Genomic DNA, 23,382 nt, shown 5'->3' on the forward strand with positions numbered 1-23,382 from the left:
GTTTCGGGCGTCAGGCCCCCAAGGGCCCGTCCCGAACGAATGGCGCCCTCCCTCTGCCCAGGGCAGCTGTATTCCAACATCGTCATTGCGAGCGCAGCGAAGCAATCCAGGGCCGCATGAGCGCAGGGATGGATTGCTTCGTCGGCTTCGCCTCCTCGCAATGACGGCGTTGGGAAGCGGGTCACCCCTCGCCGGCGTAGCGCCGGCGCAGATGGGCCTTGAACACGGCGGCGTCGAGCGGGCGGCCGGTGGCGCGGGTCAAGAGCTCGTCGGTCTCCCAGCGTGAGGCCTGGCCGTGGATGTTGGCGCGCAGCCAGCCGACCAGCGGGGCGAAGTCGCCGCGGCCGATCGCCGGGAGGATGCCCGGTTCGGCCCGGTTGGCGGCGTCGAAGATCTGCGCCGCGGTCATGGCGCCCAGCGTGTAGGTCGGGAAATAGCCCCAGCCGCCGCTCGGCCAGTGGATGTCCTGCAGGCAGCCCAGCCGGTCGTCCGGCGGCACCACGCCCAGCAGCGCCTTCATGCCGTCGTTCCAGGCGGCCGGCAGGTCGGCCAGCGGCAGCTCGTCGGCGATCATCGCCTTCTCGAGGCGATAGCGCAGGATGACATGGGCGGGATAGGTCACCTCGTCGGCGTCGACCCGGATGAAGCCACGCTCGACCCTCGTATAGTGCCGCCACAGCGCCTCGGCCTCCCACGCCGGGCCTGATCCGCCGAAGGCGTCGCGCATCCGCGGCGTGGCGAAGGTGATGAACTCGCGGCTGCGGCAGGCCTGCATCTCCATCAGCAGCGACTGGCTTTCATGCAGGCTCATGCCGCGGGCCTGGCCGACCGGCTGGTTCATCCAGGCCTGGGGCCGCCCCTGCTCGTAAAGGGCGTGGCCGGTCTCGTGCAGCACGCCCATCAGGGCGCGGGTGAAATCGGTCTCGTCGTAGCGGGTGGTGATGCGGACATCGTTGTCGGCGCCGCCGCAGAACGGGTGGGTGGAGACGTCGAGGCGGCCGCGCTCGAAGTCGTAGCCCAGCACGCCCATCATGGCGACGCCCAGCGCCCGCTGCGAGTCGACCGGGAACGGCCCCTGGGGCCGCGGCGTGGCCGGCCGGCGCGCCTGGGCCGCCAGCACCTCCTCGGTGAAGCCGGGCAGGAACCCGGCCAGGTCGTCGAACAGCGCGTCGATCTTCGCCGACCGGCCGCCGGGCTCGTAGTCGTTCAGCAGGGCGTCATAGGCCGACAGGCCCAGCGCCTCGCCCTTGGCGCGGCCGATCTCGCGCTGCAGCCGCAGCACCTCCTGCAGCTTCGGCAGCAGCGCGGCGAAGTCCGAATCGGCGCGGGCCTGGCGCCACGCCATCTCGCAGGCCGACACCGCCTTGCTCGACGCCTCGACCAGGTCGGCCGGCACCACGGTCTGCACCGTCCACAGCCGCCGGATCTCGCGCAGATTGGCGCGCTCCCACTCGCCCAGCCGGTTGTCGGCCTCGGCCTCCGGCAGCCAGCCGGACAGGCGTGGGTCGGTGATCATGCCGTGGCGCAGCACCTGCAGCAGGGCCAGGCTCTCCGCCCGGGTCTCGGCGGCGCCCTTCGGCATCATCGTGGCGTTGTCCCAGTCGAGGATGCCGATGGCGTTGGACAGCGCGGCGATGCGGCCGAAATGGGCGGCGATCTCGGCATAGGCGGTCATGACTCGGGTCCTTTCCGGGCGGCACGGCCGCGCCGCAGGTGATGCAGCAGGTAGATCGCGACCAGGATGGCGGCGAAGCCGAACCAGGTGATCGCGTATTGCAGATGGTCGTTCGGCAAGTCGACCTGGGTCTGGCCGCCGATCGGGGCGCGCGCGCGGTCCGGGCCGGCCGCCTGCTCGACCACCACCGGCGCCGCCCCGCCCAGCCCGGCCGCGCCGGCCATGGCCGGCAGGTCGACCCAGAACCACTCATTGGTGGCCGGGCTGTTGTCCGGCTGCATCCAGCCCTGGGGCAGGGGGCGGCGGGCCACGCCCTCGACCGTCACCGTGCCGGCGGGCGGCGGGTCGTAGGCGGCGGGCTTGCCGTCGGGGCCGAGCGGCACCCAGCCGCGATTGACCATGACGGCCGGGCCGCCGTCGTCGCGGATCAGAGGCGTCACCACCTGGATGCCGGCGGCGCCGTCATGGACACGGGCCAGCAGCCGGAAGGCATGGGATGCGTCGAATCGGCCGGTGACGGTGACGTGGCGATAGTCGAAGCCGGGATCGACCTCGGCCGGCAACGGCGCCGGCGGGGTGGCCAGGCCGCGCTCGATCCGGTCGATCAGGTCGGTCTTCCAGGCCAGGCGCTCGAGCTGCCAGATGCCGAGGCCGAGCATCAGAGCGAGGGCGGGGACCAGGAAGACGGTCGGCCAGAGCTCCGGCCGGAAACGGGATGCCATCGCGGCCTCGGGGCTTTCTAGCCGGTGCGGCGGTGCCGGTACTGCAGCGCCACGACATAGGCCTTGGCGGGGCGAATCAGGAGGGCGGTGAGGACGACGAGGAGGGTGGCGCCGATCGCGACCGGCGCCCAGTCCGGCAGGTCGAAGGCGAAGCCGAGCCACAGCGTCAGCGGCACCACGGTGAAGCCGAGGATGAAGATCAGGAAGACGGCCGGGCCGTCGCCCGAATCGACCTCGGAGAGGTCGAGGCCGCAGACCGAACAGCGGTCGGCGACCGTCAGGAAGCCCTTGAACAGGGCGCCCCGGCCGCAGCGCGGGCATTTGCAGCCCAGCGCCGCGGACAGAGGAGAGACAGAGGTCACCGAGGGCTAGTGGGCCGCGACGGCGCCGCCATGGCCGCCCCACCAGTAGATGGCGACGAACAGGAACAGCCAGACCGCGTCGACGAAGTGCCAGTACCAGGCCGCCGCCTCGAAGCCGAAATGGCTGTCCTTGGTGAAGTCGCCGCGCACCGTCCGGAACCAGCACACCGCCAGGAAGATGGTGCCGACCAGCACGTGGAAGCCGTGGAAGCCGGTGGCCATGTAGAAGGTCGAGGCGAAGACGCCGTCGGTGAAGCCGAATTCGGAGTGGGTGTATTCCCAGACCTGGATGCAGGTGAAGACCGCGCCGAGCAGGACGGTGATGCCCAGGGCCTTTGCCGCCTCCTTCATGTTGCCTTCGACGATCTCGTGATGCGCCCAGGTCACGGTGCAGCCCGACAGCAGCAGCACCAAGGTCATCAGCAGCGGGAAGTGGAAGGCGTCGACCGGGGTGATGCCCTTGGGCGGCCAGATGCCGCCGGTCGCCGCGACGCGGGCGTATTGCGACGCCTCGTTGACGAACAGGCTGGAGTCGAAATAGGCCCAGAAGAACGCGACGAAGAACATCACCTCCGACGCGATGAACAGCATCATGCCGTAGCGCAGGCCCAGCTTCACCACCGGGGTGTGCAGCTTGCGGAAGGTGGCTTCCTTGATCACGTCGCGCCACCAGCCGAACATCACGGCCAGCACGCCCAGGAAGCCGGCGATCAGCAGCACCGGTCCTTCGTCATGCATGTACAGCACGCCGCCGATCGCCATGCAGCCGGCCGCGATCGAGCCCAGCAGCGGCCACGGGCTGGGGTCGACCAGATGATAGGGATGCGGAACCGCGTTCAGTTCGTAGCTCGTCTCGTGCCTGTCGGCATGGACGTCGGTTGTGCTCATCCTCGTGCCCCTCTCGGTCTCTCGTCCGATATCCGCTTGGTTTCCGCCCTATCGCTGCCGGCAGGCCGTCAGCCGTTCTTCTCGGCCGCACGATAATAGGCGGCCACCGCATTCTCCAGCGCCTTCGAGCGCTGGCTGTAGAAGGTGTAGGACAGGGTGATGGTGCGCACGTCGCTCAGGTTCGGCTGCGCGTCCATCGCCGCGTCGACATAGAAGTAGACCGGGAACTCCACCGTCTCGCCCGGCTGGATGATCTGCTCGGTGAAGCAGAAGCACTGCACCTTGGAGAAGTAGAGCCCGACCTTGTCCGGCGTCACATTGTAGACCGCCTGGCCGGCGGTCGGCTCCTTGGCCGTGCTGGTGGCCTGGAAGTAGATCAGCGCCGGCTCGCCCAGCTTGACCTCGACCTCGGTCTGCTCGGCCTTGAAGGTCCAGGGCAGCTCGGCGTCGGTGTTGGCGACGAAGCGCACCCGCACGGTGCGGTCCAGCACCTTGTCGGAGACCGAATCGGCGACCTGGGTGGTGCCGCCATAGCCGGTGACCTGGCAGAACAGCCGGTACAGCGGCGAGGAGGCGAAGGCCAGAACGCCCATCGAGAAGGCGACGCCGCACAGCGTGGTCATGAAGAGGCGGTTGCGGCGCCGGACCTTGGGGTCGAGCTCGGCCATCTCAGCCACCCTTCATCTTGACGATGGTGATCACGAAGATCAGCACGACCCAGGCGATCAGCCCCAGCGCCAGCGCCACGTTGCGGCCGCGCAGGCGGCTGCGGGCGTCGGGCGGGGGCGACTGCGGCGGTCTGGGGATCGGTCTGGCAGCCATCTCAGAGATGCACCGCGGTGTGGTCGACGATCAGCAGGCCGAAGATCGCGAACAGGTAGAAGATCGAATAGCCGAACATCTGCTTGGCGGCGCGGTGGTTGGTGGCCGCGTCGTCCTCGCGCAGGACCCGGACCGCGCAGAGGATGAACAGCGCGCCCAAGAGGCCGGCGCCGATGGCGTAGGTCAGCCCGGCGGTGCCGAGGAACCAGGGGGCAAGGCCGAGCGGGAACAGGGCCAGGGTGTAGGCCAGCATCTGGCGCTTGGTCTCGCGCGCGCCGGACACCACCGGCAGCATCGGCACGCCGGCCTTGGCGTATTCGCCGCTGCGGAACAGCGCCAGCGCCCAGAAATGCGGCGGGGTCCACATGAAGATCAGGGCGAACAGCACGATCGGGGCCAGGGTCACGTCGCCGGTCACGGCGGCCCAGCCGATCATCGGCGGGAACGACCCGGCGGCGCCGCCGATCACGATGTTCTGCGGCGTCCGCCGCTTCAGCCACATCGTGTAGACGAAGACGTAGAAGGCCGAGGCCGCGGCCAGCACGGCGGCGGCCACCCAGTTGACCGCCAGCCCCATCACCAGCACGGCGGCGACCGACAGGAACACGCCGAAGGCCAGCGCCTCGGACGGGGCGATGCGGCCGCGCACGATCGGGCGGCCGCAGGTCCGGCTCATCACCGCGTCGATGTCGCGGTCGTACCACATGTTGATGGCCCCGGCCGCGCCGGCGCCGACGGCGATGCACAGCACGGCGGTGGCGGCCAGGACCGGGTGCAGATGGCCCGGCGCCGCGATCAGCCCGGCGATGCCGGTGAAGACGACGAGCGTCATCACCCGCGGCTTCAACAGCGCGAGATAGTCCTGCCAGGTGGCGCCGCCCTCGGCCTCGGCCGAGGCGGATCGGGCTGTCCGGTCCAGGGTCACGTCCGACATCATAAACCTCAAGCGGACCGGGCCGCACGGGTGATCCGCGCGGCCCGGCCCATTCTCCTCAATTCTGGCCTCGGATCACTTGACCCGGGGCAGCTGCTCGAACTGGTGGAAGGGCGGCGGCGACGGCAGCGTCCACTCCAGCGTGGTGGCGCCCTCGCCCCAGTAGTTGCTCTCCACCCGGCGGCCGTAGCGGATCGTGTAGAAGGCGATGCCGACGAACAGGAAGGCTGCCGCGACCGAGATATAGGCGCCGAAGGACGACACCATGTTCCAGCCGTGGAACGCGTCCGGATAGTCCGGCTGGCGCCGCGGCATGCCGGCCAGGCCCAGGAAGTGCTGCGGGAAGAAGGTCAGGTTGACGCCGACGAACGTCATCCAGAAGTGGATCTTGCCCCAGGTCTCCGGGTACTGCCGGCCGGACATCTTGCCGATCCAGTAGTAGAAGCCGCCGAAGATCGAGAACACCGCGCCCAGCGACAGCACGTAGTGGAAGTGCGCGATGACGTAGTAGGTGTCGTGCAGGGCGGTGTCGATGCCGGCATTGGCCAGCACGACGCCGGTGACGCCGCCGATGGTGAACAGGAAGATGAAGCCGACGGCCCACAGCATCGGCGTCTTGAACTCGATCGACCCGCCCCACATCGTCGCGATCCAGGAGAAGATCTTGATGCCGGTCGGCACCGCGATGATCAGGGTGGCGGCGGTGAAGTAGGCGCGGGTGTCGACATCGATGCCGGTGGTGAACATGTGGTGCGCCCACACGACGAAGCCGACGACGCCGATCGCGACCATGGCGTAGGCCATGCCGAGATAGCCGAACACCGGCTTCTTCGAGAAGGTCGACACGATGTGGCTGATCATGCCGAAGCCCGGCAGGATCATGATGTACACCTCGGGGTGCCCGAAGAACCAGAACAGGTGCTGGAACAGCAGCGGGTCGCCGCCGCCCTCGGGCTTGAAGAAGCTGGTGCCGAAGTTGCGGTCGGTGATCAGCATGGTGATGGCGCCGCCCAGCACCGGCACAGCCAGCAGCAGCAGGAAGGCGGTGACCAGCATCGACCAGACGAACAGCGGCATCTTGTGCAGCGTCATGCCCGGCGCGCGCATGTTGAAGATCGTGGTGATGAAGTTCACCGCGCCGAGGATCGAGGACGCGCCGGCCAGGTGCAGGGCGAAGATCGCCATGTCGACCGACGGCCCGGGCTGCCCGGCCTCGGACAGCGGCGGGTAGATGGTCCAGCCGGTGCCGGCGCCCTGGCCGACGAAGGCCGAGCCGATCAGCAGGCAGAAGGCCGGGACCAGCAGCCAGAACGAGATGTTGTTCAGCCGCGGGAAGGCCATGTCCGGCGCGCCGATCATGATCGGCACGAACCAGTTGCCGAAGCCGCCGATCATCGCGGGCATGACCGTGAAGAAGATCATGATCAGGCCGTGGGCGGTGACGACCACGTTCCATTCCTGCCCGCCGGACAGGAACTGCAACCCCGGATTCTGCAGCTCGAGCCGCATGATCAGCGAGAACACGCCGCCGATCAGGCCGGCGCAGATCGCGAAGACCAGGTACAGCGTGCCGATGTCTTTGTGGTTGGTCGAGAACAGCCAGCGCTTGAAGAAGCCCGGCTTGTGGTCGTGGTGGTGGTCGTCGTGACCGTGTGCGTCGGCGTGAGCCATCGTGTCAACCTCTTGCCCGTCCGGGGCTTGCCTGTCGGGACCGCGGGCCCCGAGTGGGATCAACTCCCGGTGGGGATCACTGGCCGGCCTGGGCCAGCTTGGTGCGCGCCTGCGCCTCGTCCCAGGTCATGGTCAGAAGCTTCGGCTTCTCGGCCGGGTTCGGCCCGACCTTCTCGATGACCCACTTGTCGAAATCCGCGCGGCTGACCGCGTGCACCTCGATCGGCATGTAGGCGTGGTCGGTGCCGCAGAGCTGCGAGCACTGGCCGTAATAGATGCCCGGCTTGTCGATGCGGACCCAGGTCTCGTTGGTCCGGCCCGGGATCGCGTCCTTCTTCAGGCCGAAGGCGGGCACCGCCCAGGAGTGGATGACGTCGCCGGCGGTGGTCAGGATCTGGATGTCGGTGTCGACCGGCAGCACCACCGGGTTGTCGACCGACAGCATCCGCACCTGGTCCGGCTTCAGGTCCTCGTCCTTGACGATATAGCTGGTGAACTCGGCGACCTTCTGGTCCGGATACTCATAGCCCCAGTACCACTGGTAGCCATGGGCGATCAGGGTCATCTCCGGGTTCGGCGTGCGGTCGCCGGCGTAGAGCAGCCGGAAGGACGGCACCACGATGACCAGCAGGATCAGGACCGGCGCGACCGTCCAGATCACCTCGATCAGGGTGTTGTGCGCGGTCTTGGACGGCACCGGGTTGCGCTGGGCGCTGAAGCGCCACATCACATAGACCAGCAGGCCGAGCACGAACACCGTGAGCGCCACGATGATGACCAGGAGCAGATTGTGGAAGCTCTGCATCTGCTCCTTGACCGGGGACGCTGAGTCCTGGAAGCCGAGCTGCCAGTTGTGCGGCGGTCCGTCGGCGAAGGCCGCGCCTGTGCCGAGGAGAAGCAGGACCGACACGCCTGCCGCCAATTCACGCAGTCTGCCCGATCGCATGCCGTGCGCTCTTTCGTTATCGTTGTCGTTCCCACCCTGGCCCATGCCGGCTGCCGCCGCCAATGGACTCCGTCCGGCCTTATAGCGATGGAAACGCGAGGGTTGAAGCCCCCACGACATCGCACGGCGCACGAAGCCGGGCCAATCCTGGCCAGGGCGAAAATACAGGGCGTTCCGCGGGGCAACAACAGGCCGTGCGCCATGGCTGTCACGCAAATGGTCGCATCCCCTTGGCAAGCCGATTCGGTCGCACGCTCGAGCGGGGGCTGGCCCCGGCCGGCGGACGGCACTATCTCTGGAGTCCAGACCCGCTGATCGGACCCCAGCCATGAGCGCCATCGACCAGACCGACGACCTGTTCTTCACCCAGGCCGGGCTCGACCGGGCCCGGCTCGAGCGGCTGGTCGGCGACGCGCTGCAGGGCGCCGATGACGGCGAGCTGTTCCTGGAATACGTCCAGTCCGAGGGGCTGAGCTGGGACGATGGCAAGCTGAAGAGCGCCAGCTTCGACACCAGCCAGGGATTCGGGCTGCGCGCGGTGGCGGGCGAGACCACCGGCTACAGCCATGCCTCGACCCTCAGCGAGGACGCGGTGAAGCGGGCGGCGGACACGGTGCGCGCGGTCCGCGCCGGCCATGGCGGCAGCCTGGCCGAGCCGCCGCAGGGCACCAACCGGCAGCTCTACACCGACGCCAACCCGCTTTCGGCGGTGCCGTTCGAGGCCAAGGTCAGGGTCCTGGCCGAGATCGATGCCTATGCCCGGGCGAAGGATCCGCGGGTGCGCCAGGTCAGCGCCTCGATCAGCGGCAACTGGCAGGCGGTGCGGATCCTTCGCGCCGATGGCCGCGACGCCGCCGACATCCGGCCGCTGGTGCGGGTCAACGTCTCGGTCGTGGTCGGCGACGGCGACCGGATGGAGAGCGGCAGCCACGGCGCCGGCGGCCGCACCGGCTACGATCTCTACCTCGAGCCGGCGCAATGGCAGGGGGCGGTGGACGAGGCGCTGCGCCAGGCCCTGGTGCGGCTGGACGCGGTCGAGGCGCCGGCCGGCGAGATGACCGTGGTGCTCGGCGCCGGCTGGCCCGGCATCCTGCTGCACGAGGCGATCGGCCACGGCCTCGAGGGCGATTTCAATCGCAAGAAGACCTCCGCCTTCTCCGGCCTGATGGGCCAGCGCGTCGCGGCGCCGGGCGTCACCGTGATCGATGACGGCACCCTGCCGGATCGGCGCGGCAGCCTGACCGTGGACGATGAGGGCACGCCGACCGGCAGCACCACGCTGATCGAGGACGGCATCCTGGTCGGCTACATGCAGGACCGGATGAACGCCCGGCTGATGGGCATGGCGCCGACCGGCAACGGCCGGCGGCAGAGCTACGCCCACCACCCGATGCCGCGGATGACCAACACCATCATGCTCGGCGGCAACACCTCGCCGGCGGAGATCCTGGCCTCGGTGAAGACCGGCCTCTACGCCGTCAACTTCGCCGGCGGCCAGGTCGACATCACCAACGGCAAGTTCGTGTTCTCCGCCTCCGAGGCCTATCTGATCGAGGACGGCAGGATCGGCCCGGCGGTGAAGGGCGCGACCCTGATCGGCAACGGGCCCGACGCGCTGACCAAGGTGTCGATGGTCGGCGACGACATGGCGCTCGACCCCGGCATCGGCACCTGCGGCAAGGAAGGCCAGGGCGTGCCGGTCGGTGTCGGCCAGCCGACGCTGCGGATCGACGGGCTCACGGTCGGCGGCACCCGGGCCTGACCGGCCCGGGCCTTCGGTCCCGTCAAGACTTCCGGTCTCATTCAAGAACGGCTGTCCGCCGACGGTGCCTCTTCGCCCGGAAGGTGGCGAGACTGAATAGTATTTTATGTATTCCTTCCAGAATTGCCGCCTGGAATCACCTGACTCTCCTTTAAATCAGACAAATTGCTTCGCCGCCGCCTCATTTGAGTATCCTCTTTTTCTTGATCGTTCTCGGGATATATGGCGTTATGAAAAGACGCTTCTGCGGGGGCGCATATTTTATAATTGATGTTTGGAGAGGCGAACGTGCGAATCTCCTTTGGTCTTTTGATCGGCGCGGCCATCGCTTTTCAGGCGCCGGCCAATATTGTGCAGGCGGCGACCGCGACCACCAGCTTCCTGGTCACGGCGACCGTGTTGAAGTTCTGTACCGTGGTGGCGACGCCGATGGCATTCGGCAACTACACCAGCTCGACGGACGCGATCAGCACCTCCACGATCACCGTCACCTGCACCAACGGCACCGGCTATGACATCGGCCTCGATGCGGGCGGGGCGGCCGGCGCCACGGTGACCACGCGCCAGATGTCGGGCACGACGGTGACCGCCGCCCGGCTGAACTACTTCCTGTACAGCGACAGCAGCCGCACCGTGAATTGGGGCAACACCGTGGGCACCGACACGGTCCACCTCACCGCCGGCGTCGCCCCCATCGTCTCGACCGTCTACGGGCGGGTCCCCTCCGGCCAGTTCGTCTCCCCCGACGCGTATCTGGACACGATCAACGTCACGGTCACCTACTGACCCGGGGCGGCCGATGACGGTGATGCGCGGACGCCTCGTCCTGATCGCGGCGGCCCTGGCTGCCTTGTGCCTCGGCGCCGGGGGCGCCCGGGCCGGGGGGCTCGAGGTCGCCCCCCTCGGGGTCGACTTCCCGGCGGGCCAGATGGCCCAGACCATCACCGTCGCCAACCGGGCCACCGCCCCGGCGACGGTGCAGGTGCGGACCTTCGAATGGTCGCAGCCCGGCGGGGTCGACCGGCTGGTCCCGACCGACGCGGTGGTGGCCAGCCCGCCGATCGTCACCATCCCGCCGGGGCGGGAGCAGGTGATCCGCGTGCTGCTGCGCCGGCCGTCCGCCGGGGCGGCGGAAAAGAGCTACCGGCTGATGGTCGACGAGATTCCGGTGCCCGTGCCGGGCCAGATCAACCTGGCGTTGCACCTGTCGCTGCCGATCTTCGTCCTGCCGGCCGCGCCCGGCCAGGCCAGCGTCGCCTGGTCGGCCCGGCCGGCGGGGGGCGGGGCGGTCGAGCTGGCGGCCCGCAATGGCGGCACCCGGCATGCCAAGTTCGACAGCCTGACCGTCGCCACCCGCAGCGGGGCGGCCAGTGCGGCCTTCGGCGGCTATGTCCTGCCCGGCCAGGAAAAGCGGTGGCGGATCCCGCTGCGCGGGCTGGACCGGGCCGGGCAGGTCACGCTCCGCGGCAACGGCAGCCAGGGCGGGGTGGATGTCACGATCGCCCTGGACGGCCGCCCTTAAGGCCGGCGCGGCGGTGCTGGCGGCCATCGGCTGGCTGGCGGCGCTGCCCGCGGCGGCGGAGGACCGCAGCCTCTATCTCGACGTCACCGTCAACGGGCAGAGGCAGGAGCTGATCGGCAGCTTCGTCGAGCGGGACGGCACCCTCTACGCGACGCCGGAGGAGCTGGAGGCGGTGGGCGTGCGGCGGCCGGAGGGCGCCGCGCCGACCGCCGATGGGCTGCTGCGCCTGACCGATGTCCCCGGCCTGCGCTACGACTACGACGAACCGGGCCAGGCGCTGCGCCTCGACCTGCCGGAGGAGGCGCGCCGGCCGGTGGCGATCGGGGCGCGCACCCCCCGGGTCGTCCAGGCCGACAGCGACTACGGCCTGCTGCTGAACTACGATTTGATCGGCACCCGCAGCGCGGGCGAGACCTCCGGCTCCGGCGTGGTGGAGGGGCGCGTGTTCGGGCCGCTCGGCGTGCTCGACACCAGCTTCCTCGGCAATATCGGCGCCGCGGCCGGCCAGGATGAGCGGCTGGTCCGGCTGGACACGACCTGGACCTGGTCCGACCCCGACGCGCTGCGCCGGGTCCGGCTGGGCGACTTCATCAGCGGCGGCCTGGCCTGGACCCGGCCGGTGCGGATGATCGGCGGCCAGGTCGACCGCGACTTCACCATGCGGCCGGACCTGGTGACCTTTCCGGTGCCGGCCTTCGGCGGCGATGCGGCGGTGCCGTCCACCGTCGACGTCTATGTCAACAACGTGAAGCAGTTCTCGACCGAGGTGAAGCCGGGCCCGTTCGAGATCACCAGCCTGCCGGTGCTGACCGGGGCCGGCGACGCCCGGGTGGTGGTGCGCGACGCGCTGGGCCGCGAGACGGTGCAGACCCTGCCCTTCTACGCCAGCCGCAGCCTGCTGCGCGAAGGCTTCGTCGACTATTCCCTCGAGGCCGGCTCGATCCGCCGGCGCTATGGCGAGGCCAGCAACGACTATTCCGGCTTCGCCGGCATCGGCTCGCTGCGCTACGGCCTCGACGACACGCTGACGCTGGAAGGCCATGTCGAGGGCAGCCGCGACCTGGTCCTGGGCGGCGCCGGCGCCGTCTATGGCGTCGGCACGCTCGGCACCGTCAACGCCGCGGTGGCCGCCAGCCGCGGCGGCGGCGAGTCCGGGCTGCAATACGCGGTGGGGTTCGAGCATCTCGATCCGCGCTGGAGCGCCAGCCTGCAGCGCACCGGCACGATCGGGGTCTACAAGGACCTGGCGGCGGTGGAGGATCGCAGCCGGCTGCGCGGCAGCACCCGGGTCAGCGCCAGCCTGAACCTCGACCGCTGGGGGTCGATCGGCCTGGCCTATGTCGACCTCGACCGGACCCGATTCGGGCGGACGCAGATCGCCTCGGGCAACTACACCGTGACGCTGTTCGACGACATCCAGCTGGTGGCCAGCAGCTTCCTCGACCTCGACGACACCTCGAATGCCGGGGTGCTGCTGTCGCTGACCGTGCCCCTCGGCCGCGAGACCAGCGTCGGCCTCGACGCCAATGCGCAGAACGGCCGGCGCTGGCTGACCCAGCGCGCCAGCTATGTGCAGGACACCGGCGTCACCGATCGCGGCCTGGTGGTCAACGCCCAGGTCAGCGAGGGCGACCTGCGCCGTTACTACGGCCAGGTCGACTACCGCACGGCGCTGGCCGACTTCACCGTGTCGGCCGACCAGATCGACGACCGTGCGAGTTTCCGCGGCGAGGTCCGCGGCTCGCTCGCCTATGCCGGGGGCGGGGTCTTCGTCGGCCAGCGCATCGACGACAGCTTCGCCGTGGTCGACACCGGCGTGCCGGATGTCGGCGTGACGCTGGAGAACCGACCGGTCGGCCGCACCGACGGCGCCGGCCAGCTGCTGGTGCACGGGCTTCGGGCCTATGAGGCCAACCAGATGGCGATCGACGTGGCCGACCTGCCGGGCGACGCCGCCTTCGACGACACCCGCCGGTCGGTGGTGCCGGCCGACCGTAGCGGCATCGTCGTGCGGTTCCCGGTCCATGTCGGCGATGCCGCGACCGTCGTCATCCATCGGCCCGACGGCAGCGCCGTGCCGCCCGGCTCCACCCTGGTGCTCGACACCGCCGGGCCGGAGCCGCTGCCGGTCGGCTATGACGGGCTGGCCTATGCCACCGGGCTGCAGCCGGAGAATGCCGGGACGGTCACCCTGCCGGACGGCAGCCGCTGCCGCATCGCCTTCGCCTTCGCCCCGACGCCGGGCGATATTCCCCGGATCGGTCCCGTCACCTGCGGAGGACCGCCATGAGACGATCCCTGCTGTGCGGCCTGCTCGTGACGCTGGCCTTCATCCTGGCCGGCCGCCCGGCCTTGGCTGCCGGGGAAAGCTGCACGGTCACCGCCACCCCGCTGGCCTTCGGCAATTTCGCGCCGCTGTCGGGCACGGTGCTGGACGTGACATCGACGATCACGGTGACCTGCGTCTGTCCTGTGCTGTGCCTCGGCATCAACTACACCGTCGCGGTCAGCACCGGCGGGTCGGGCACCTTCTCGCCGCGGCGGATGAGTGCCGGGATGCCGACCCTGGCCTATAACGGCTACACCACGTCCGGGCGGACCACGATCTGGGGCGACGGCACGGGGAGCACCGCGGTGCAGACGCGCTGCCGACTGGTCGGCGCCATCGGCAGCAGCTGGGTCGAGCCGATCACCTTCTATGGGCGGATCCCGGTCAACACGGCAGCGGCCCCCGGCAGCTATTCGGACACGCTCAACGTGACCGTCACCTATACGGGCATCTCCCTCTGCCTTTAGCCGCCGGGCCGGCTAAGCTGGAGGCAACGCAGCCAGGGAGAGACGCATGATCGCTGTTATCTTCGAGGTCGAGCCGGCGGAGGGCCGGTTCGACGACTACCTCGACCACGCCGCGCGGCTGCGCCCGGTGCTGGAGCAGATGCCCGGCTTCATCTCGGTGGAGCGCTTCCGCAGCCTGACCAATCCGGACAAGCTGCTGTCGCTGTCGTTCTGGGAGGATGAGCAGGCCGTCGCCGCCTGGCGCAACCGGGCCGAGCACCGCACTGCCCAGGCCGCCGGCCGCACCGGGATCTTCGCCGGCTACCGGCTGCGCATCGCTGGAGTGATCCGCGACTACGACATGGCTGAGCATCGCGAGCAGGCGCCGGCCGATTCGCCGTTCTAGGGAGCGGTCGTCAGATCCGTCTGGCTGAAGTCGTTCCCCTTGAACAGGAGTGGCTCTCCCCTCGTCGCGGCGAGGGCATAGGAAAAGCAGTCGCCATAGTTCAGCCCGGCGGGATGCCGGCCCTTGCCGAAGCGACGCCACGCCCGCCGCGCCATGGCGGCCTGCTCCGCGTCGACCGGCACGGTCTCGGCATCGAGCCGATGGAGCCACAGGTCGAGTTCCCGGCCGCCTGTGTCGCCCAGCCGTGCTTCGATCACGATCCCGGCCTCCAGCACGATCGCGGCCGAGATCAGCCGGACCGGATCCGCCGCGATCCGCCGTTCAAGATCAGCCGCCTCCGGCTCGTCGAGGAAGATCGCGAGGATCGCTGATGTGTCGATCACCATCAGCGCGGCAGCCCGTCTTCGTCATAGCCCATGATCTCGTCCGGACTCCGGCGGTCCAGAACGGGCAGGGCGGCGACCCGCTTGCGGATGGCGGCCAGATCCTCGAGCAATATCGGCGCCTTCCGGGCGCCAGCCACTCGGCGCAGCCGGTCCTCCAGGGCGCGGCGGGTGGCTTCGGTGATCGACTCACCGGTTCGTCGGGCCAGCTCGCGCGCCAGCGTCTCGGTCTCGGGATCCTTGATGCTGAGTGCCATGGTTGGTTCCTAGGTATCTTCCTAGGTAGATTATACCTGCAGCATCAGCAATACCACTGCAGACAGCTCTCACCCCAGTCCCGGCACCTGCGGATAGGCGGGGTCGTCCCAGTCCGGATGCTCCTCCCACTGCGGCGCGCCATCGGCGATGGCGTAGTAGTCGCCCTTGCCGACGGTGTAGAGATGGCCGCTCATTTCGAGCCCGGTGGCGCCGTCCAGCGTGCCGGCGGCGATGCTGATGGCGCGGCACTCCGCCAGCTTCCAGAACAGGCTCGAACCGCAGTCGCCGCAGAAGCCGCGCTGGGCCTCGGGTGACGACCGGTACCAGCGCAGCGTGCGGTCGCTCTCCAGTGCCAGGTCGCCGGCGGCGCAGGCGGTGAAGGCGGCGAAATGGCCGGAGGTGCGGCGGCACTGGCCGCAATGGCAGGCCACCACTTGCCGCAGCGGTCCCGTCACACGATAGCGCACCCCGCCGCACAGGCAGCCGCCGGTCCGGTCCGTCATCGCTCGCCTCCCTCGATGGTCCAGCCGCCAGGGTGCTGCCCCCGGGCCTGCGTCATTGTGCCGAAGCCGTCCAAGGATGTCGCAGCCGCGCCACCGCCATGTCGCGTCTGGCCTTGCCAAGCCCCTGCGGCCTCCCGATATTCGACGAAGCCGTCCGGATCCCCCGGGCGGCGGACGTTCTCAGGGCGGGGTGGAAGTCCCCACCGGCGGTGATGGCGCATTCCTCTCGGGGAGGCGCATGAGCCCGCGAGCGCCTGCCGGGTCAACCTGCAGGGTCAGCAGATTCGGTGCGATCCCGAAGCCGACGGTCACAGTCCGGATGAAAGAGAACGGGGACGGCAGGCCGGGCACGAGTCCCGGTGGTCGGTCCCGTATGCCCTGATTCTGGTCCGTTGCATGAGGATGACCATGAATCAGCCCCTGTCTTCTTCCTCCCGTACCGATACGCCCCGCATCGCCTTCATCCAGGCCTGCTGGCACCGCGACATCGTCGACCAGTGCAAGACCGCTTTCCTGGCTGAGATCGCCCAGGCCGGCAGTGCGGCTCCTGAGGTCGACCTGTTCGAGGTGCCGGGCGTGTTCGAGATCCCGCTGCACGCCCAGCTTCTCGCCAAGTCCGGCCGCTACGATGCCATCGTCGCCACCGGCTTCATCGTCGATGGCGGCATCTACCGGCATGAATTCGTGTCGACCGCGGTGATCGACGCGCTGATGCGGGTGCAGCTCGACACCGAAGTGCCGGTGCTGTCCGCCGTGCTGACGCCGCAGCGCTTCCACGAGCACGAGGCCCACACCGCCTTCTTCCGCGACCATTTCCTGGTCAAGGGCAAGGAGGCGGCGGAGGCCGCGCTGAAGACCATCGCCGCGGTGGCCAAGCTGCGCGGCCAGGGCCTGCGCGCCGCCGCCTGATCCGGATCCGCGCGGGTCTTACCTCCCGTAGCGGGTGGTGAGGCTCGCGCGGCCGATCTCGCTGCCGTGCAGGGCGAAGCCGACCATGGCGGCGGAGGCCTGCGGGTCGGCCGGCAGCCGGTCGACCGACAGCGCATGCACCGTGAAGATGTAGCGGTGCGGCTTGTCGCCCTGCGGCGGGCACGGGCCGCCATAGGCCGAGCTGCCGTAATCGGTGCGGCCCTGCACCGCTCCGGCGGGCAGCCCCTGTCCCGACACTGCGCCCGCGCCCTGCGGCAGCGCCGTGACCCCGGCCGGGATGTCGGCCACCACCCAATGCCACCAGCCGCTGCCGGACGGCGCGTCCGGGTCATAGGCGGTGACGACGAAGCTCTTGGTCCCGGCCGGCGCGCCGGACCAGGCCAGGGCCGGGGACACGTTGCCGCCGGTGCAGCCGAAGCCGTTGAAGACGAAGCGGTCGGCGATCGTGCCGCCGGGCGTGAGGTCGGGGCTGGTCAGGCGGAACTGGGCGGCATGGCCGGGACTGCTGGACAGCAGGGCGGCCAGCGCCAGGCCGGCAGCGACGGAAAACAGACGCATGGAACTCTCCTCGGGATCGGGTGAGGAGAGGCTAGGGCGACGACGCCCCCGGCATCGTCCCGTTCCGATCGGAGACGGTCCCGATCCGATCAATCGCGGCCGCCGGGCGGGTGGCGGAGGGGATCAGCCCGAACCGCGCCCGGAACAGCCCGGCGAAGCGGGAGGGCGAGCGGTAGCCGCAGGCCTGCGCCACCTGGGCGATCGGGCCGGCGCCGCCATAGAGCAGCGTCAGCGCATGGTCCAGCCGGGTGTCGCTCAGCACCCGGGTGAAGCCGGTGCCCTCGGCCCGCAGGCGGCGGCGCAGCGTCGGCTCGCTCAGCCCCAGGCGGCGGGCGGCATCGGCGGCGGACCAGGGCGCGGCCGGCTGGGCCGCGATCAGCAGCCGCAGCCGTTCGGCCACGCGCTCCTCCGCCTCCGGCCGCCAGGCGATGCCATGCTCGGCCAGCAGGATCAGGAGCTCGGTCATCCGGTGCCGGGTGGCCTCGACCGACAGCTTCGGCCCGGCGGCGAAGGCCGACAGCGCATGGTCGGCTGCCTCGGCGAGACGGTCGGAGCGCAGCAGGGCGAAGGGCCGCGGCGGCCGGCCGCTTTCGGCGAGATGGGGGAAGGACAGGCGGAAGGCGCGCAGCAGCGACGGCGCGAAGCTGATCAGCACCGACCGGTACAGCCCGCCCTCCGGCGGGATGTTGACCACGTCCACCGCCTCGACCGGCGACAGGGCGATGGCGTCCCCGGCGCGGGCGGCGATCAAGCGGCCGTCGAGATGGAACTCCTTGCCGCCGCTGGCGACCAGGATCAGCCCGGGCTCGGGGAAGCGGACGTTGCGGATATGGTCGCGGGCGTGGCAGCCGAAGACGCAGGCGGTGCCCACGGCCTCGTCGCGCAGGGTGCCGCCCTCTTCCCCGAAATGGCGGATCAGCGCGGTGGCGGCCTTGTGCCCCATGGCCTACTCCGCCACCCGGCCGAAGCCGATGCGGGCGATGCCGTAGCGGCGCTCGTCCAGCAGGGCCAGGCCGGGCACCGCCGGCTCGTCCGCCGCGGTCTCGGCCACCACCAGGCAGCCGGGCGCCAGCCAGCCGGCGGCCGCCAGCGCCGCGATCGCCGGACCGATCAGCCCCTGGCGGTAAGGCGGGTCCAGGAACAGCAGCGTCGCCTGCGCCCGGGCCGGCGGCGGCTTCAGCGCGTCGGCGCGCAGCAGATGGGCGCGGCCCGTCTCGCCCAGCGTCTCGGCATTCTTCCGGGCGAAGCCCAGCGCTACCGCGGAGCTGTCGAACAGCCAGGCCTCGGCGGCGCCGCGCGACAGCGCCTCGAAGGCCAAGGCCCCGGTGCCGGCGAAGGCGTCCAGCACCACGGCGCCGGTGACGGCGTCGCCCTCGTCGGGGCCGTAGCCGGCATGGGCCAGGATGTTGAACACGGCCTCACGCACCCGCTCGCCGGTCGGCCGGGTGGCGCGATCCGGCGGGGCGGCGAGCGCCCGGCCCCTATGCCGGCCGGCGACGAGGTGCAGGGGCATGGCCGGGCTTCGGGCCGGAAGACTTTGCGGCGGCGGGCTTTCCGCCTGCGGGCTTGGCCGCCGGCTTGCGCGTCGGCCGCTCCTCCTCATGGGCCTGCAGCCAGCGGCCCAGCTGGTCGCGCAGCACCGAGGCCTTGATCTCCTCGGCCTCGCCCTTCTCCAGGATGCCCAGCTGGAACGGGCCGTAGGAGACGCGGATCAGCCGGTTCACGTTCAGGCCGATCGCCTCCATCACCTTGCGCACCTCGCGGTTCTTGCCTTCGCGCAGGGTGACGGTCAGCCAGGCATTGGCGCCCTGCACCTTGTCCAGCGCCGCCTCGATCGGGCCGTAATGGACGCCGGAGACGGTGATGCCCTTGGCCAGCCCGGCCAGCTTCGCCGGGTCCGGCGCGCCGTGCACCCGCACGCGATAGCGCCGCGGCCAGCCGGTCGACGGCAGCTCCAGCCGGCGCGACAGCTCGCCGTCATTGGTCAGCAGCAGCAGGCCCTCGCTGTTCAGGTCCAGCCGGCCGATCGAGACCACGCGCGGCAGCTCTGCCGGCAGGTTGTCGAACACGGTCTGGCGGCCCTGCGGGTCGGACCGGGTGGTGACCAGCCCGGCCGGCTTGTGATAGCGCCACAGCCGGGTGCGCTCGGCCTCCGGCACCGGCACGCCGTCGACGCTGAGGACGGCGCCGGGCGGCACCACCACGGCCGGGGTGTCCAGCACCTTGCCGTCCAGCGCCACGCGGCCCTCGGCGATCCAGCGCTCGGCCTCGCGGCGCGAGCACATCCCGGCCCGGGCCAGCACCTTGGCGACGCGCTCGCCGTCCTTCTCGCCGCCATCCTTGAAGGTGGCTTTCGGTTTCCCGGCGGGCATCGCGGCGCCTGTCGCGGCCGGGTCGCCCGCCGTCTTCCCGACGGTGGTCTTGGGGTCACTCTTGCTCATCACCCTTGTCTACCGCGAAGCGCCCGGCCAGGGTTAGCGCGAAACGTGAGGATCTGACTTGCCCGCCGACCTGCCCGCTGCCGATCCGGCCGACCCCTATATCCGCCTGGCCCTCGACGAGGCCGCCGCCGCCGCCGCGCGCGGCGAGGTGCCGGTCGGGGCGGTGCTGGTCGAGGCCGCGACCGGCCAGGTGCTGGCGAAGGCCGGCAACCGGGTGGAGGAGCTGGCGGATCCGACCGCCCATGCCGAGGTGCTGGCGATCCGCGAGGCCGGGCGGCTGCGCGGCCGGCCGCGGCTGCCGGATTGCGACCTCTACGTCACGCTCGAGCCCTGCGCGCTGTGCGCCGGCGCCATCTCCTTCGCCCGCATCCGCCGGCTGGTCTTCGCCGCGACCGACCCGAAGGGCGGCGCCGTGCTGCATGGCCCGCGCTTCTTCGAGCAGAAGACCTGCCACCACCGCCCCGAGGTGGCGCAGGCCCCGGGCGCGGAGGAGGCCGGCGAGCTGCTGCGCGCCTTCTTCCGGGCGCGGCGGTAGGGCGCCGGGCTGGCCGCGGATCCGGCGATCTGACAAGATCGAACGGCCCTGGGGAGGGGCGGTTTCAGAGATGCCATATCATGCTCGGATTGCGGGACGGATGGCCGCAGCCATCCTGGCTTTCGGTGTCCTCCCGGGATGCCAGGCGCCGTTTCCCAAGGTGTCGGAGGCGAGCAAGGTCCGTATCCAGCTGGAGCGCAGCTGGTGCTACGGCGGGTGCCCGGCCTATGTCGTCGATGTCACCGAGGACGGATCGGTGACCTACGAGGGGACCAGTTTGGTGGCCGTCAGCGGCCGGTTCCAGGACCGGATCGCGCCGACAGCGGTGGCTGCGCTAGTCGGCCTGTTCGATCGTGCAGATTTCTTCTCGCTCCGGGATGAATACTCAGCGTCATTCCCTGATGGCGTGGCCTACACGATATCACTGACCGTCGACGGACGAACGAAGACCGTCAGAGACTATGAAGGACAGACGGTTGGCATGCCCGTAATCGTCACGGAACTCGAAGACGCGATCGACCGGACTGCGGGAACAGCAAAGTTCGTCAAAGGCACGCCCGAGACCATTGAGGTGCTCCGGAAGGCAGGCTTTAACTTCTCCTCTCCACAGGCCGGGGTGTATCTGGCCGACGCGCTGGAGATCGGCAGCTACGGCTACGCGCGCGAGCTTATCGAAGCGGGCGCCCCTCTCGACGGCCGGACGACGCGGCAACAACTGCCATTCCCGCAACTGATCGGCACGGGCTTGCCAGAAACGGACGCGACTGCAAGGCTGCTCGTCGAAACGGCCATCGCGCGGGGCTCCTATCAGGACAGAACCAATGCGCTTTGGCTGGCGGTGGATCTCGACGATGCTGATCTGCTGCGCCGGCTCATTGCCAAGGGCGCCGACCTCAGGATTACTTTTGGGGACATTCCCTGGATCACGCTTCTGAGCAATGCCCGGTCGGCTTCGGTGGCTCGCGTCCTGCTCGCTGCGGGTCTCGATCCGAGGCAGATGAGGCCTTCGCCTCTCTTGGTGACCGAATCCGAGGACGTGGCGCTGCTGCTGGCCGGCAGGGGCTTGAGCGACGAGACCAGGACCGCGCTGATCGCCCGCGCCCGCGAGAAGGGTTGGAGCCGTATCCTCGCCAAACTGCGGGCCTAGCCGCTCCGGCCACAGGATTGCTGCAAAGCCCGGCAGTCCGCCACCGGACGGCCACAGAGGGCGGGCGGAATGGCGGCAGGTTCAGCTTGTACCGATGATGGAAGACCCGATGCGCCGATCTCTCCTGCCGCTCCTCGCCGCTGCCCTGCTGCTGCCGGGCGCTGCGGCCATGGCCGCGCCGAAGGACTGGTCCGGCGTCCGCATCGGCCTCAGCCGCGACGCCTGCTACGGCAGCTGCCCGGTCTACACGGTCGAGATCGCCGGCGACGGGACGGTGACCTATGAGGGCGGACCGTTCACGGTGATCCAGGGCCGGCATCAGGCGACGGTGCCGCGCGCGGCGCTGGAGCGGCTGGTCGCGCAGATCGAGGCGGCGGATTTCTTCGCGCTGCAGCCGGCCTATCAGGCCGGCGTCACCGACATGCCCGCCTATACCATCACCGTGTCGATCGACGGGCGACAGCACATGGTGCTGGACTATCTCGGCCGCGAGGTCGGGATGCCGGCCGCGGTCACGGCGCTGGAGGACGAGATCGACCGTGTCGCCGGCACCGGGCGCTGGGTGGCGGGGACCGAGGAGACGATTCCGCTCCTCAAGACCGCCGGCTTCGACTTCCGGTCGGAGGCCGCGGCCGACCTGCTGGCCGACGCGGCCCGTGGCGAGCGCATGGCGTTCCTGCAGGGGCTGCTGGCCGAAGGCGCGCCGCTGGACGGCCGGGGCGGCGGTCGCGGGTCATCGGCGCTCTTGCATGCCGCCCGGGGCAAGGCCGCGATCGAAGCCGCGTTGATCGAGGCGGGGCTCAGGCGCGGCACCAAAGTGGACCTGACCCAGGCGCTCGGCATCGCCGCGCAGGCCGGCGACGCGCCGCATGTCCGCGAGCTTCTGGCCCATGGCGGCGCGGTCGACGGCCGGCTCGTCGCCGGCCTGACCCCGATCATGGTGGCTTCGACCGCCGAGACCGTCCGCCTGCTGGCCGCATCCGGCGCGGATGTGAACGCCCGGGCCGAGAACGGCGCCACCGCCCTGCGCATGGCCTCCACCGAGGATGTCGCCCTGGCGCTGCTGGACGCGAAGGCCGATCCCGCCATCGGCACCGATCCCTTCGGCGGCAAGACCCCGTTCCACGACCAGGCCCGCGACGCCGGCTGGACCCGGGTGCTGGCGAAGCTGGGGAAGTCCTAGACTTCCGCCTCGCCCTTCAGCACCGGGATGCAGCCGCCGCCGACGGTGGAGCGGATGCCATCCGCGGCGCGGCGGGCGGCGACGCGCAGCAGGCTCGGGCGGCCCATCTCCACGCCCTGGACGATCTCGGCCTGCCCGGCCTCGGCGCCGGACAGCGACAGCAGCAGGGCGCCCAGCGTGGCGTTGGCGCTGCCGGTCGCCGGGTCCTCATAGGTGCCGGACAGCGGCGCGAACATCCGGGCGCGGATGCGGGCGCCGCCCGGCGCGGAAACATCGGGCGCGGCCGGGTCGCGGGCGTAGAGATGCAGCGACAGGCGGCGCTCCACCTTCGGGAACTGCTCCTGGGTGCGGCGGAAGGCGGCGATGTCCGGGGTGGCGCGGGTCAGCGCCTCGCCCGTCACCTCCACCAGCACGAAGGGGATGCCGACCGAGGCCAGCACCGGTAGGTGCGCCGTGGTGACGATGTCGGACGGGGCCAGGCCGGCGCAGGCGGCGATCGCCTCGGCCGGCAGCTCCATCAGGGTCGACAGCGGCTGCGGCGCCGCGATCACGGCGCCGGTCACGGCCCCGGCCGCGTCGCGCTCGACCCGCACCTCGACTAGGCCCGACAGCTCCTCGAACAGCAGCACGCCGTCGCGGTCCAGCCCATGCCGGGCCAGGACGCAGCCGGTGCCGACATTGGGGTGGCCGGCGAAGGGCATCTCGTAGCTTCGGTTGAAGATCCGCACCCGCGCCGTGTGCGCCGGGTCCTCCGGCGGCAGCACGAAGGTCGTCTCGCTCAGGTTGAACTCTGCCGCCAGCGACTGCATCTCGCCGTCCGACAGGCCGCGCGCATCCGGGAACACCGCCAGCTGGTTGCCGCCGAAGCGGCGGTCGGTGAACACGTCCACGGTCTCGAAGGCGAAGCGGCGCATCACGGCCTCCCGGGCGGGGTTGAGAGGCCCCGAGTCTTGACAGGA

General features: G+C 70.3%; 27 protein-coding genes and 1 riboswitch. Of the genes, 10 read left to right on the plus strand and 17 right to left on the minus strand.

Annotated features, from left to right (window positions below):
* Positions 1-181: 181 nt before the first annotated feature.
* From BWR60_RS10005 to coxB, 9 genes are all read right to left on the minus strand, one after another.
* Positions 182-1,675 carry a carboxypeptidase M32 gene (locus BWR60_RS10005; RefSeq protein WP_088150868.1) on the minus strand — a complete coding sequence of 498 codons (1,494 nt, stop codon included), beginning with the start codon at positions 1,673-1,675 and terminating at the stop codon, positions 182-184.
* Positions 1,672-2,397: an SURF1 family protein gene (locus BWR60_RS10010; protein WP_088150869.1), complete on the minus strand. Its 726-nt coding sequence runs from the start codon at positions 2,395-2,397 to the stop codon at positions 1,672-1,674. The genes BWR60_RS10005 and BWR60_RS10010 overlap by 4 nt, the downstream gene beginning before the upstream one ends.
* Positions 2,398-2,414: 17 nt before the next feature.
* The gene (locus BWR60_RS10015; protein ID WP_230983007.1) at positions 2,415-2,759 is read right to left on the minus strand and encodes a DUF983 domain-containing protein; all 345 of its coding nucleotides are present in this window, start codon (positions 2,757-2,759) and stop codon (positions 2,415-2,417) included.
* Between the two features lie 6 nt (positions 2,760-2,765).
* On the minus strand, positions 2,766-3,647 hold the full coding sequence (locus BWR60_RS10020; RefSeq protein ID WP_088150870.1) for a cytochrome c oxidase subunit 3: 882 nt from the start codon (positions 3,645-3,647) through the stop codon (positions 2,766-2,768).
* 68 nt (positions 3,648-3,715) lie between these two features.
* Positions 3,716-4,315: a cytochrome c oxidase assembly protein gene (locus BWR60_RS10025; protein WP_088150871.1), complete on the minus strand. Its 600-nt coding sequence runs from the start codon at positions 4,313-4,315 to the stop codon at positions 3,716-3,718.
* A 1-nt stretch (position 4,316) separates the two neighbouring features.
* Positions 4,317-4,469: a hypothetical protein gene (locus BWR60_RS36950; RefSeq protein WP_088150872.1), complete on the minus strand. Its 153-nt coding sequence runs from the start codon at positions 4,467-4,469 to the stop codon at positions 4,317-4,319.
* A gap of 1 nt (position 4,470) precedes the next feature.
* Positions 4,471-5,403, minus strand: a complete 933-nt coding sequence (locus BWR60_RS10035) for a heme o synthase (RefSeq protein WP_088150930.1) — start codon at positions 5,401-5,403, stop codon at positions 4,471-4,473.
* Positions 5,404-5,478: 75 nt separating this feature from the next.
* The gene (gene ctaD / locus BWR60_RS10040; protein ID WP_088150873.1) at positions 5,479-7,074 is read right to left on the minus strand and encodes a cytochrome c oxidase subunit I; all 1,596 of its coding nucleotides are present in this window, start codon (positions 7,072-7,074) and stop codon (positions 5,479-5,481) included.
* Positions 7,075-7,150: 76 nt separating this feature from the next.
* Positions 7,151-7,984, minus strand: coding sequence for a cytochrome c oxidase subunit II (gene coxB, locus BWR60_RS10045; RefSeq protein ID WP_230983008.1), 834 nt, complete (start codon positions 7,982-7,984; stop codon positions 7,151-7,153).
* Positions 7,985-8,348: 364 nt separating this feature from the next.
* On the opposite strand from coxB, the gene tldD reads away from it, so the two are divergent.
* The 6 genes from tldD (at position 8,349) to BWR60_RS10075 (ending at position 14,485) form a co-directional block, all read left to right on the plus strand.
* Positions 8,349-9,782, plus strand: a complete 1,434-nt coding sequence (gene tldD, locus BWR60_RS10050; RefSeq protein ID WP_088150875.1) for a metalloprotease TldD — start codon at positions 8,349-8,351, stop codon at positions 9,780-9,782.
* Between the two features lie 351 nt (positions 9,783-10,133).
* The gene (locus tag BWR60_RS10055) at positions 10,134-10,568 is read left to right on the plus strand and encodes a Csu type fimbrial protein (protein WP_230983009.1); all 435 of its coding nucleotides are present in this window, start codon (positions 10,134-10,136) and stop codon (positions 10,566-10,568) included.
* Positions 10,569-10,590: 22 nt separating this feature from the next.
* Positions 10,591-11,304, plus strand: a complete 714-nt coding sequence (locus BWR60_RS10060; RefSeq protein ID WP_179221707.1) for a fimbrial biogenesis chaperone — start codon at positions 10,591-10,593, stop codon at positions 11,302-11,304.
* Positions 11,273-13,594: a fimbria/pilus outer membrane usher protein gene (locus BWR60_RS10065; RefSeq protein WP_179221708.1), complete on the plus strand. Its 2,322-nt coding sequence runs from the start codon at positions 11,273-11,275 to the stop codon at positions 13,592-13,594. The genes BWR60_RS10060 and BWR60_RS10065 overlap by 32 nt, the downstream gene beginning before the upstream one ends.
* Positions 13,591-14,100 (plus strand): Csu type fimbrial protein, encoded by a 510-nt coding sequence (locus BWR60_RS10070; RefSeq protein ID WP_088150879.1) that lies wholly within the window; start codon positions 13,591-13,593, stop codon positions 14,098-14,100. Before BWR60_RS10065 ends, BWR60_RS10070 begins: the two co-directional genes overlap by 4 nt.
* Positions 14,101-14,146: 46 nt before the next feature.
* On the plus strand, positions 14,147-14,485 hold the full coding sequence (locus BWR60_RS10075) for an antibiotic biosynthesis monooxygenase family protein (protein WP_088150880.1): 339 nt from the start codon (positions 14,147-14,149) through the stop codon (positions 14,483-14,485).
* Here BWR60_RS10075 and BWR60_RS10080 read toward each other — a convergent pair.
* The 3 genes from BWR60_RS10080 to BWR60_RS10090 form a co-directional block, all read right to left on the minus strand.
* The gene (locus tag BWR60_RS10080; RefSeq protein ID WP_088150881.1) at positions 14,482-14,871 is read right to left on the minus strand and encodes a type II toxin-antitoxin system VapC family toxin; all 390 of its coding nucleotides are present in this window, start codon (positions 14,869-14,871) and stop codon (positions 14,482-14,484) included. The genes BWR60_RS10075 and BWR60_RS10080 overlap by 4 nt on opposite strands.
* Positions 14,871-15,125, minus strand: a complete 255-nt coding sequence (locus BWR60_RS10085; RefSeq protein ID WP_088150882.1) for a type II toxin-antitoxin system VapB family antitoxin — start codon at positions 15,123-15,125, stop codon at positions 14,871-14,873. Before BWR60_RS10085 ends, BWR60_RS10080 begins: the two co-directional genes overlap by 1 nt.
* A 69-nt stretch (positions 15,126-15,194) precedes the next feature.
* Entirely contained in the window at positions 15,195-15,629 is a 435-nt protein-coding gene (locus tag BWR60_RS10090) for a GFA family protein (RefSeq protein ID WP_088150883.1), read from the minus strand.
* 172 nt (positions 15,630-15,801) lie between these two features.
* A riboswitch (FMN riboswitch) is annotated at positions 15,802-15,964 on the plus strand.
* 73 nt (positions 15,965-16,037) lie between these two features.
* On the opposite strand from BWR60_RS10090, the gene BWR60_RS10095 reads away from it, so the two are divergent.
* A complete protein-coding gene (locus BWR60_RS10095; protein WP_088150884.1) occupies positions 16,038-16,538 on the plus strand; it encodes a 6,7-dimethyl-8-ribityllumazine synthase in 501 nt (166 codons plus the stop codon).
* Between the two features lie 18 nt (positions 16,539-16,556).
* On the opposite strand, the gene BWR60_RS10100 is transcribed toward BWR60_RS10095, so the two are convergent.
* The 4 genes from BWR60_RS10100 to BWR60_RS10115 are packed head-to-tail and all read right to left on the minus strand — an operon-like array spanning position 16,557 to position 19,558.
* The gene (locus BWR60_RS10100) at positions 16,557-17,117 is read right to left on the minus strand and encodes a YbhB/YbcL family Raf kinase inhibitor-like protein (protein WP_088150885.1); all 561 of its coding nucleotides are present in this window, start codon (positions 17,115-17,117) and stop codon (positions 16,557-16,559) included.
* A 31-nt stretch (positions 17,118-17,148) separates the two neighbouring features.
* Positions 17,149-18,060 (minus strand): helix-turn-helix transcriptional regulator, encoded by a 912-nt coding sequence (locus tag BWR60_RS10105; protein WP_088150886.1) that lies wholly within the window; start codon positions 18,058-18,060, stop codon positions 17,149-17,151.
* 3 nt (positions 18,061-18,063) lie between these two features.
* Complete coding sequence (gene rsmD / locus BWR60_RS10110) at positions 18,064-18,630, minus strand: 16S rRNA (guanine(966)-N(2))-methyltransferase RsmD (protein ID WP_088150887.1); 567 nt, start codon at positions 18,628-18,630, stop codon at positions 18,064-18,066.
* Positions 18,599-19,558, minus strand: a complete 960-nt coding sequence (locus BWR60_RS10115) for a pseudouridine synthase (RefSeq protein ID WP_088150888.1) — start codon at positions 19,556-19,558, stop codon at positions 18,599-18,601. Before BWR60_RS10115 ends, rsmD begins: the two co-directional genes overlap by 32 nt.
* Positions 19,559-19,616: 58 nt before the next feature.
* Here BWR60_RS10115 and BWR60_RS10120 point away from each other — a divergent pair, with 58 nt between their 5' ends.
* The 3 genes from BWR60_RS10120 to BWR60_RS10130 all read left to right on the plus strand — a co-directional run bounded on the left by BWR60_RS10120 (position 19,617) and on the right by BWR60_RS10130 (position 22,423).
* Positions 19,617-20,093, plus strand: a complete 477-nt coding sequence (locus BWR60_RS10120) for a nucleoside deaminase (RefSeq protein WP_429913021.1) — start codon at positions 19,617-19,619, stop codon at positions 20,091-20,093.
* Positions 20,094-20,193: 100 nt separating this feature from the next.
* Positions 20,194-21,240 (plus strand): DUF6438 domain-containing protein, encoded by a 1,047-nt coding sequence (locus BWR60_RS10125; RefSeq protein WP_088150889.1) that lies wholly within the window; start codon positions 20,194-20,196, stop codon positions 21,238-21,240.
* A gap of 109 nt (positions 21,241-21,349) precedes the next feature.
* Complete coding sequence (locus BWR60_RS10130; protein WP_088150890.1) at positions 21,350-22,423, plus strand: ankyrin repeat domain-containing protein; 1,074 nt, start codon at positions 21,350-21,352, stop codon at positions 22,421-22,423.
* Here BWR60_RS10130 and BWR60_RS10135 read toward each other — a convergent pair.
* Positions 22,420-23,337 carry a PhzF family phenazine biosynthesis protein gene (locus BWR60_RS10135; protein WP_088150891.1) on the minus strand — a complete coding sequence of 306 codons (918 nt, stop codon included), beginning with the start codon at positions 23,335-23,337 and terminating at the stop codon, positions 22,420-22,422. The two genes, BWR60_RS10130 and BWR60_RS10135, sit on opposite strands and share 4 nt — an antisense overlap.
* Between the last annotated feature and the right edge of the window lie 45 nt (positions 23,338-23,382).

Origin of the sequence: Inquilinus limosus, from assembly GCF_002195995.1 — a bacterium.
GTDB classification, from domain to species: domain Bacteria; phylum Pseudomonadota; class Alphaproteobacteria; order DSM-16000; family Inquilinaceae; genus Inquilinus; species Inquilinus limosus_C.

Bases quoted from the DNA above. Each gene is read 5' to 3' on its own strand.
- BWR60_RS10105 (WP_088150886.1), bottom strand. From the start codon at position 18,060: ATGGGGCACAAGGCCGCCACCGCGCTGATCCGCCATTTCGGGGAAGAG.
- BWR60_RS10005 (WP_088150868.1), bottom strand. From the start codon at position 1,675: ATGACCGCCTATGCCGAGATCGCCGCCCATTTCGGCCGCATCGCCGCG.
- BWR60_RS10020 (WP_088150870.1), bottom strand. From the start codon at position 3,647: ATGAGCACAACCGACGTCCATGCCGACAGGCACGAGACGAGCTACGAA.
- BWR60_RS10130 (WP_088150890.1), top strand. From the start codon at position 21,350: ATGCGCCGATCTCTCCTGCCGCTCCTCGCCGCTGCCCTGCTGCTGCCG.
- BWR60_RS10070 (WP_088150879.1), top strand. From the start codon at position 13,591: ATGAGACGATCCCTGCTGTGCGGCCTGCTCGTGACGCTGGCCTTCATC.
- BWR60_RS10090 (WP_088150883.1), bottom strand. From the start codon at position 15,629: ATGACGGACCGGACCGGCGGCTGCCTGTGCGGCGGGGTGCGCTATCGT.
- BWR60_RS10075 (WP_088150880.1), top strand. From the start codon at position 14,147: ATGATCGCTGTTATCTTCGAGGTCGAGCCGGCGGAGGGCCGGTTCGAC.
- BWR60_RS36950 (WP_088150872.1), bottom strand. From the start codon at position 4,469: ATGGCTGCCAGACCGATCCCCAGACCGCCGCAGTCGCCCCCGCCCGAC.
- BWR60_RS10095 (WP_088150884.1), top strand. From the start codon at position 16,038: ATGAATCAGCCCCTGTCTTCTTCCTCCCGTACCGATACGCCCCGCATC.
- BWR60_RS10125 (WP_088150889.1), top strand. From the start codon at position 20,194: ATGGCCGCAGCCATCCTGGCTTTCGGTGTCCTCCCGGGATGCCAGGCG.
- BWR60_RS10100 (WP_088150885.1), bottom strand. From the start codon at position 17,117: ATGCGTCTGTTTTCCGTCGCTGCCGGCCTGGCGCTGGCCGCCCTGCTG.
- ctaD (WP_088150873.1), bottom strand. From the start codon at position 7,074: ATGGCTCACGCCGACGCACACGGTCACGACGACCACCACCACGACCAC.
- BWR60_RS10115 (WP_088150888.1), bottom strand. From the start codon at position 19,558: ATGAGCAAGAGTGACCCCAAGACCACCGTCGGGAAGACGGCGGGCGAC.
- BWR60_RS10010 (WP_088150869.1), bottom strand. From the start codon at position 2,397: ATGGCATCCCGTTTCCGGCCGGAGCTCTGGCCGACCGTCTTCCTGGTC.
- tldD (WP_088150875.1), top strand. From the start codon at position 8,349: ATGAGCGCCATCGACCAGACCGACGACCTGTTCTTCACCCAGGCCGGG.
- BWR60_RS10085 (WP_088150882.1), bottom strand. From the start codon at position 15,125: ATGGCACTCAGCATCAAGGATCCCGAGACCGAGACGCTGGCGCGCGAG.
- rsmD (WP_088150887.1), bottom strand. From the start codon at position 18,630: ATGCCCCTGCACCTCGTCGCCGGCCGGCATAGGGGCCGGGCGCTCGCC.
- BWR60_RS10060 (WP_179221707.1), top strand. From the start codon at position 10,591: ATGCGCGGACGCCTCGTCCTGATCGCGGCGGCCCTGGCTGCCTTGTGC.
- BWR60_RS10080 (WP_088150881.1), bottom strand. From the start codon at position 14,871: ATGGTGATCGACACATCAGCGATCCTCGCGATCTTCCTCGACGAGCCG.
- BWR60_RS10025 (WP_088150871.1), bottom strand. From the start codon at position 4,315: ATGGCCGAGCTCGACCCCAAGGTCCGGCGCCGCAACCGCCTCTTCATG.
- BWR60_RS10135 (WP_088150891.1), bottom strand. From the start codon at position 23,337: ATGCGCCGCTTCGCCTTCGAGACCGTGGACGTGTTCACCGACCGCCGC.
- BWR60_RS10035 (WP_088150930.1), bottom strand. From the start codon at position 5,403: ATGTCGGACGTGACCCTGGACCGGACAGCCCGATCCGCCTCGGCCGAG.
- BWR60_RS10065 (WP_179221708.1), top strand. From the start codon at position 11,273: ATGTCACGATCGCCCTGGACGGCCGCCCTTAAGGCCGGCGCGGCGGTG.